At 30.8% G+C, this 7,634-nt stretch carries 6 protein-coding genes; 3 read left to right on the top strand and 3 right to left on the bottom strand.

Translation table 11 applies throughout. The annotated features are described in order from the left end of the window. Positions 1-106: 106 nt before the first annotated feature. The gene (locus tag JJE11_RS10675) at positions 107-1,213 is read left to right on the top strand and encodes an AI-2E family transporter (RefSeq protein WP_291635390.1); all 1,107 of its coding nucleotides are present in this window, start codon (positions 107-109) and stop codon (positions 1,211-1,213) included. A 15-nt stretch (positions 1,214-1,228) separates the two neighbouring features. On the opposite strand, the gene tsaD is transcribed toward JJE11_RS10675, so the two are convergent. Next, a complete protein-coding gene (gene tsaD, locus JJE11_RS10670; RefSeq protein ID WP_291635388.1) occupies positions 1,229-2,251 on the bottom strand; it encodes a tRNA (adenosine(37)-N6)-threonylcarbamoyltransferase complex transferase subunit TsaD in 1,023 nt (340 codons plus the stop codon). A gap of 218 nt (positions 2,252-2,469) precedes the next feature. Here tsaD and JJE11_RS10665 point away from each other — a divergent pair, with 218 nt between their 5' ends. Both JJE11_RS10665 and JJE11_RS10660 read left to right on the top strand, forming a co-directional pair. Beyond that, complete coding sequence (locus tag JJE11_RS10665; protein WP_291635386.1) at positions 2,470-3,144, top strand: RusA family crossover junction endodeoxyribonuclease; 675 nt, start codon at positions 2,470-2,472, stop codon at positions 3,142-3,144. 408 nt (positions 3,145-3,552) lie between these two features. Next, on the top strand, positions 3,553-4,581 hold the full coding sequence (locus JJE11_RS10660) for a branched-chain amino acid aminotransferase (protein ID WP_291635384.1): 1,029 nt from the start codon (positions 3,553-3,555) through the stop codon (positions 4,579-4,581). A gap of 59 nt (positions 4,582-4,640) precedes the next feature. On the opposite strand, the gene JJE11_RS10655 is transcribed toward JJE11_RS10660, so the two are convergent. Further along, positions 4,641-5,705 (bottom strand): hypothetical protein, encoded by a 1,065-nt coding sequence (locus tag JJE11_RS10655; RefSeq protein ID WP_291635382.1) that lies wholly within the window; start codon positions 5,703-5,705, stop codon positions 4,641-4,643. A gap of 124 nt (positions 5,706-5,829) precedes the next feature. Further along, a complete protein-coding gene (gene glgP, locus JJE11_RS10650; RefSeq protein WP_291635380.1) occupies positions 5,830-7,449 on the bottom strand; it encodes an alpha-glucan family phosphorylase in 1,620 nt (539 codons plus the stop codon). Between the last annotated feature and the right edge of the window lie 185 nt (positions 7,450-7,634).

Below are 7,634 nucleotides of genomic sequence, written 5' to 3'. Positions count from 1 at the left end.
TTTTACATAAAAACTGTATAAAAATATTTTATAGTTATTATTTATGATATAATCTTATCATCGCAATACTATCAAAATAATTAATAATTAAGGAAGTGAATTAAGCTTGTTCAAAGATAAAAAAATCCCTTATTTAAATTTAATTCCTGTAATTTTATTATCATTTGTTTTATTCAGAATAATTAATAATATAGGATTAGTTACCAATGCCCTTGGTGTTTTTATGTCATATATAAGTTCATTTATGTGGGCATTCGGTATAGCTTACTTATTAAACCCAATAATGGTTAATATCGAAAAAAAATTTCACACAAGGCGCGCTCTAACTTTACTTATTATGTACATTTGTGTTGTAGGCTTACTAGTTTTTACTATCACCATATTAACACCTAATATAGGTAAAAGTATTCGTGAATTAACAGATGTAGCTCCGGATTATATATCTAAAACTCGAACTTGGTTTTTTCAAAATCAAGATAAAGTTCAATTACTCGATAAGTATGGTGTAACTAAATATTTAGATAATACAACCGTAACATTAATGTCTAACTTAAGTAAATATCTAAATACTAGTATTAATGTTGCTTTCCTAACAGCCCTAGGTATTACCTCTTCACTTGTGAATTTTTTGCTTGGGTTTGTTATATCTTTATATCTTTTAAAGGATAAAGAAAAATTAATGCTAAATATAAAAAAACTAATTTATGCTATCTTGAAAAAAGAAAACGCAGATAGTTTTTTAAAATTTAGTAACGAATCTAATTCTATTTTTTCAGGTTTTATTATAGGAAAATTTATTGACTCTCTCATTATTGGGATTATATGCTTTATGGGACTTACTATTTTAAGAATCCCTAACGTTTTACTTATAAGCTTAATAATTGGAATTACAAATATGATTCCTTATTTTGGTCCATTTATTGGTATGGTTCCTGCTTTTTTAATTACTCTTTTCTTTAGCCCTATAAAAGCTGTTTGGGTGCTTTTATTCATTATTTGTCTTCAACAATTTGATGGGTTGTATTTAGGTCCAAAGATCCTTGGTAAATCTGTTGGTTTAAGCCCTTTACTTATTATCCTTTCCATACTCATAGGTGGTGGAACCTTTGGAATTATTGGAATGTTCTTTGCAGTACCCACAATGGCAATTGTTTTACTAATAACCGAAAGATTCATTAATAGGAAACTTGAAGAAAAGGATATTGAATTATAATATCCTTTTCTTCCCCTATCTTTCTCCAAGTTTTAAATTTGGTATCGCATTCAGCGTTAGTCCCGAAACTCTTCCTTTAATAAATTCAAAGTAAGCTGCACTTCCTATCATAGCTGCATTATCAGTGCAAAGCACAATTTCGGGAAACAAAACTTTTATATTTTTCTTTTGCCCTTCTCTTATCATCGTCTCTCTTAAGCAAGAATTTGAGGCAACACCACCTGCTATTGTTATTCTATCTACACCTTTAATTTCGCATGCCTTTAAAGCATTGCGAACCAACACATTAACCACTGCCTTTTGAAAAGATGCTGCCACATCTGGCACATTGACTTTCTCATTCTTCATATTCATTTTATTAAGGTAATTTAACACCGAAGATTTAACTCCACTAAAAGAAAAATCTAAACTAACTTCATGAAAATTAGCTCTTGGGAACTTTATAGCATCTTCATTTCCTTCTTTTGATATTTTATCTATTTTTGGTCCACCAGGATACCCTAGCCCAATAGCACGAGCCACCTTATCAAAGGCCTCTCCCGCTGCATCATCTCTAGTTTGCCCCATAACCTCAAATTCACCGTAGTCTTTCATATATACAATAGTTGTATGCCCTCCGGAAACTACCAAACACACAAACGGTGGTTCAAGCTCCTTATATTGAATAAAATTAGCACTTATATGACCTTCTATATGATTAACTCCAATTAAAGGTTTATTAGTTGCATATGCGAGGCCCTTAGCATATTGAACTCCTACGAGTAGTGCTCCTACGAGCCCTGGCCCATATGTCACTCCTATTGCATCTATATCATCTAGTGTAACTTTGGCCTCATCTAATGCCTCTTGAACCACAGCACTTATTACTTCTATATGCTTTCTAGATGCCACTTCTGGAACAACGCCTCCAAATTTTTCATGTATATCTATTTGTGATGCAATTATATTTGATAAAATTACGCGACCATTTACTACTACTGCTGCCGCTGTCTCATCGCAACTTGATTCAATTGCAAGTATTTTAATATCCTTCTCCATTGTTTTTACCACCTTTAATATAGTTTATATAATTCCTTCTACATATTCATAAAAAATCCCCTTGCTCGTAACACAAGCTAATTATACTTTATTAACTTTAGCATATCAAATTTTTATATGATTTTTAGCTGGGTATTTCTCTTCCTATGATATAATTGTATCATAGGAAGAGAAATTAATATTCATCATCTATACAAGCCATATCCTAGGAGGCACATATGAGTAATACATACGCAAAGGTCATAATAAAAGGCTCACCTATTACAAAATCTAATTTTAAACTTTCTAACATAAATGGCAGAGCTATTTTACCTTATAATTCTGGCAAATACCATGATAGATATGCTTTATATGAAGAAGAGATTGCTTATCAATGTAGAAGTCAAAATCCAAGTATTTTCTTAACTGAATCCCTTATTGCTATTTTAAAAGTATTCTATAAAAGTAAAAAAAGACATCCTGATACAACCAATATAACGAAAAGTATTTTCGATGGCATAGAGAAAAGTGGACTTATAGTAAATGACGCCCAAGTTACAAGACTTATTATTGAGGAATTTTATGATACCGAAAATCCTAGGTTTGAATTAGAGCTTTTTGGTGAAAGTACATATACTATGAATTACTCAATAGCTGAAAAGAAAGAAAAACAGCAGCCTATAAATTATGATCTTCCTTCAAATAAAAAAAACATCATGGGTTCTAAACAGAATAAATATTCTAAAGAGAATAAATGTTCTAAAAAAAATAAATCAAATTCTGTAGATATTAATAGTTCCCCTTTGAAATTTATATGTGAAATTTGTAGAAAACCGGTATCAAAGGATGCCTGTTTTTCTGCCAACAAGGGTAAAACTACACTATGCAAAAACTGCTTCAATAAACTATTTTAATAACAGTAATTTCATTTTACGTAATATAAAATGGAAAACAGTACAAGTTTTGAAAGTTTAAATGATCTAGCTAATAACATGAGGAAAGATAAAAAAAATATTCCTGAAGGGTTAAACTAATATCTTAGGCGGAAAAATGCGGTTAATTACTTAGGTAATAAATAAAAAGTTACATTAATGGAGTTTCTATCTATTAATGCAACTTTTTTTATTCATTTTTAAAATATTCTGATTTTTTTTTATTAAAATACTGATAATAAATTACATAGCCATATTATATGTTATACTATTGTAAATATAATATACGTATTTTTACAGCATACAAAAATAATTGAATTAATATTATCTATCTAAATTGTTTAAAAATGTTTTAAATTAAAAAAATTTCTACATAATAGGAGGATTAATATGAGTACAAATGTTAACATCGATTGGGATAAACTAGGTTTTGCTTATAGCAAAACAGACTTACGTTATATATCAATATGGGAAAATGGAAAATGGGACGATGGAAAACTAGTTGAAGATAACAATATTAGTATCAGTGAAGCTTCAACAGCTCTTCATTATGGTCAGCAATGTTTTGAAGGTTTAAAAGCTTATCGTACAAAGGACGATAAAATCCAGCTTTTTAGACCTGATCAAAATGCTAAACGTATTAACAGGAGTTGCAAGCGTGTTCTTATGCCTGAGATTCCTGAGGAGAAATTTGTTGATGCATGTTTGCAAGTTGTTAAAGCAAATAAAGCTTTTGTTCCACCATATGGAACTGGTGCGACACTTTATCTTAGACCGTATGTAATAGGTATTGGTGATAACCTTGGAGTAGGACCAGCTCCTAAATTTTTATTTGGAGTATTCTGTTGCCCTGTCGGCGCTTATTTTAAAGGAGGGCTAGCCCCAGTTAACTTTATGATTTCAAAAGAGTATGATAGAGCTGCGCCTAATGGAACGGGTGGTGATAAGATTGGTGGAAACTATGCTGCAAGCCTTCTTGCACATGTAGAAGCTACAAAAAAAGGATTTGCAGATTGCATTTACCTCGACCCTGCAACTCATACCAAAATTGAAGAAGTTGGTGCTGCAAACTTCTTTGGAATTACTAATAATAATGTATTTGTAACTCCAAAATCACCATCAATACTTCCTAGCATAACTAAATACTCGCTAATTCACATAGCAAAGGAATATTTTAAAATGGAAGTACAAGAAAGAGATGTTTTAATAAATAATCTAGCTGAATTTAAAGAAACAGGTGCATGTGGAACTGCTGCTGTAATAACACCAATTGGTGGTATAGAATATAACGGCGAACTTCATGTTTTCCACAGCGAAACAGAGGTAGGTCCAATTACTAAACAACTTTATGATACACTTTATGGAATCCAGTTCGGCGAAGTAGAAGCTCCTGAAGGATGGATTGTTGAAGTAAAATAAATTTTATAAATTAATTTAAAAACACAACTTCAAGCTGGAAGTTGTGTTTTTTATAGTTATCATTCTTTAGTTTTTAAATAACTGTCTTCATTTTTCAAATAACTGTCATCAAATTTCAAATAACTGTCATCAATCTTCAAATTGCTGGTATCAATATTCAAATCATTTACATCTACCTCTGGACTATTTACAACAATACTTTCAGTTTGTATTGTTGTATTAGTGTTACCATCAGATGCGGTCAAAGACTTATTATCCATATAATCACACAATGGTCTACTATTTATTTCTTCAGATTTATTTTCTGTATCATAGATTTCTTTAGATTTATCTTCTTTATCATAAATTTCTTTAGATTGACTTTTCTTTACTAATTCAGAATTACTAACTTGATTTTTTTTATGTGAGTAGTAATGACTAGTTTTATCTATAACTTTATTTACATTACTAATTATATCTTTTTTAAGATTCTTATATTGAACACTTTCAATCAAGCCATTTTTAACACTATTCTTGATTACATCAAAATGAGTAAAATTATTGACTTGTAAATTTTGAATTTCCTTACTTATTTTTTCAATTTCTAAAAGACTTTCTCCGATTAACTCAAATAAATTTTTTAGAATCTCATTATTTTTAATTATTCCAGGAATTTTAACACTCAGGGTACTATTCGCATTAGGCGTAATTTCACACCCCTCTTCACTTACTATTTCTAGCAACATATCAGGTTGCATGTTTATTAATTCTCTAATAGTACTATTTTCTAAAAATATTTTAATGGCCATTTCGCTATTGCTTCTAATAACGAAGTTATCACTTAAATCGTCATAATTCACTTTTATATCTTGCATACCGAAAAAATTAGGAAAATAATTATTAAAATACTCTCCAAACACTTTAAGTTTAAACCCATGTTCATTTAAAAATGCACAATAAACTCTAGTACATACAACCTTATATCTATTATCCGGATCACAAGTATCTAAAACAATGATCCAATCATGAAATTTTTTTATAACTTCATACTTTTTAGAACTTGAATTTTCAGCAATAATTTTTGCGCCAATATCCTCACTAAGCAATTTCCAAATATCTTCATGTGTCGGACCAAACAGCCTCATAATATCATCTCCATTTATATAGTTATGAATATATTAATAATAACTTACTTTTAATGTTAATTCCATCATAATACATTAATAATAGAAAAAACTCATGATTTACCATGAGTTTCTCCTAAAAATATTATTTTATATACAGTTTGTTATAGTATTCATCTAACATTCTCTCTACTGAGAATTCATAACTTGTAGTTTTAATACTTTCTTTCATCATTTCTACCCACTTTTCTCTATTTTCATAATAAGTAGTCATAACTCTATTTATTAAAGTATCATAAAGAGCCTGGGTATCATGTTTATCTAATTCAACTACTGATAGATCATTAAGACCTACGCCGTCTCCAAACTGCCATCCATTTTCACCGTCGACGCAAGCTTCTGGCCACCAACCATCTAGAATAGAACAATTAAGCACACCATTCATTGCAGCTTTCATTCCCGAAGTTCCACTGGCCTCCAGAGGCCTTCTTGGGTTATTTAACCAGATATCTGATCCTCTAGTTAACATTTTTCCTATATTCATGTCATAATTCTCGAGGAACACAACACTATTGGGATACTTCTTCATCATGCGTACTAGCTTTGCAACTATCTCTTTTCCTGTATCATCAAGGGGATGAGCTTTACCTGAAAACACAATTTGGACTTTTCCACTTTTCAGTAGTGGGGAAATAATCTCTTCGTTTGTAAATATCAAATCACTTCTCTTGTATGGTGCAGCTCTTCTTGAAAATCCAATAAGCAATTTATCTGCAGCGAGTTTGGCACCTGTTCTTTCATTAATAAATTCTATTAATTCCTTTTTAACAGTCATGTGAGTCGCCCACAGGTCTCCATTATTTTCATACGCATTAGTAATTCGAGCGTCAACCCAAGATGGTTTATGAATTCCATTAGTTATACCAATAATCTCAGACCTTCCAGCAACAGTTTTCCACATTTTATTCGCGGTTTCCATATGAAGATGTGCTACAGCATTAGCTTTTCTTGAAAGTCTAAGTCCCGCTACAGTCATGTTAAATGGCTCTCCACCAAATCTAATCATTTGCTCTTTAGTTAATCCATTAAATGCTCCCATATACTCTAATTTAGAAATATCATGAGCTTCATTACCTTCAACTATTGGCGTATGCGTTGTAAATACTACTTCTTCGCGAGTTTTGTTCCAAGACTGCTCAAAGCTGAATCCTGATTGCATTTTTTCTTTAATAAGTTCTGTAGCGGCTAATGCTGCATGACCTTCATTAAAATGATATACATCTATAGGAATATCCAAAGCCCTTAAAGCTTTTACTCCACCAATACCAAGCACTATCTCTTGAGCAATTCTTTCTTCACCAAACCATCCATACAATTGCCCTGTTATCCAAGTATCTCCATTTTCTGGTATATCAGTATCTAAGAGATACAGTGGATTATTCCCAAATTCCTCTAATTTCCAAACCTTACACACTACGTCTAAATTTCTAATTTTAACAGTTACTTTTATCCCTGTATCTTGTAGAAAATCATATTTGTAATTATGATATGTATCATAAACTTTTCCATTTTTGTCTATAAACTGCTCCGTATATCCTTGTTTCCACTTAAGACCTATTCCCACCAGTGGTAAATTTAAATCTTTAGCTCCTTTTAAATGGTCACCCGCTAGTATTCCCAGGCCTCCTGCATAAGCTTTAAAATCTGATTGTAGTCCATACTCCATACAAAAATAAGCAACTCTTGGAAGATTGTTAATATCCATCAATTTTACCCTCCTATATTCTTTTTTATTTATAACTAATTATTAATTATTTATTTAATCTTCTTTTCATTATAAATCTTTACGTCTATTTTAGGTGTATCTTTTACAATTATTATACAAAAATTTTTATATTAATGCAACCGCTTGCACTGATCACTAACAAAATAAATCAAATTCTTTGAAGA

It is taken from the genome of Clostridium sp., assembly GCF_016650095.1.
In the GTDB taxonomy this organism is placed as follows: Bacteria; Bacillota; Clostridia; order Clostridiales; family Clostridiaceae; genus Clostridium_AD.
The sequence above is the reverse complement of the archived record's forward strand: the minus strand, read 5'-3'. Positions and strand labels throughout refer to the sequence as shown.

What these genes read in the sequence shown, in the direction of transcription:
- tsaD (WP_291635388.1), bottom strand. Translation starts at nt 2,251, where the DNA reads ATGGAGAAGGATATTAAAATACTTGCAATTGAATCAAGTTGCGATGAG.
- JJE11_RS10665 (WP_291635386.1), top strand. Translation starts at nt 2,470, where the DNA reads ATGAGTAATACATACGCAAAGGTCATAATAAAAGGCTCACCTATTACA.
- JJE11_RS10660 (WP_291635384.1), top strand. Translation starts at nt 3,553, where the DNA reads ATGAGTACAAATGTTAACATCGATTGGGATAAACTAGGTTTTGCTTAT.
- JJE11_RS10655 (WP_291635382.1), bottom strand. Translation starts at nt 5,705, where the DNA reads ATGAGGCTGTTTGGTCCGACACATGAAGATATTTGGAAATTGCTTAGT.
- glgP (WP_291635380.1), bottom strand. Translation starts at nt 7,449, where the DNA reads ATGGATATTAACAATCTTCCAAGAGTTGCTTATTTTTGTATGGAGTAT.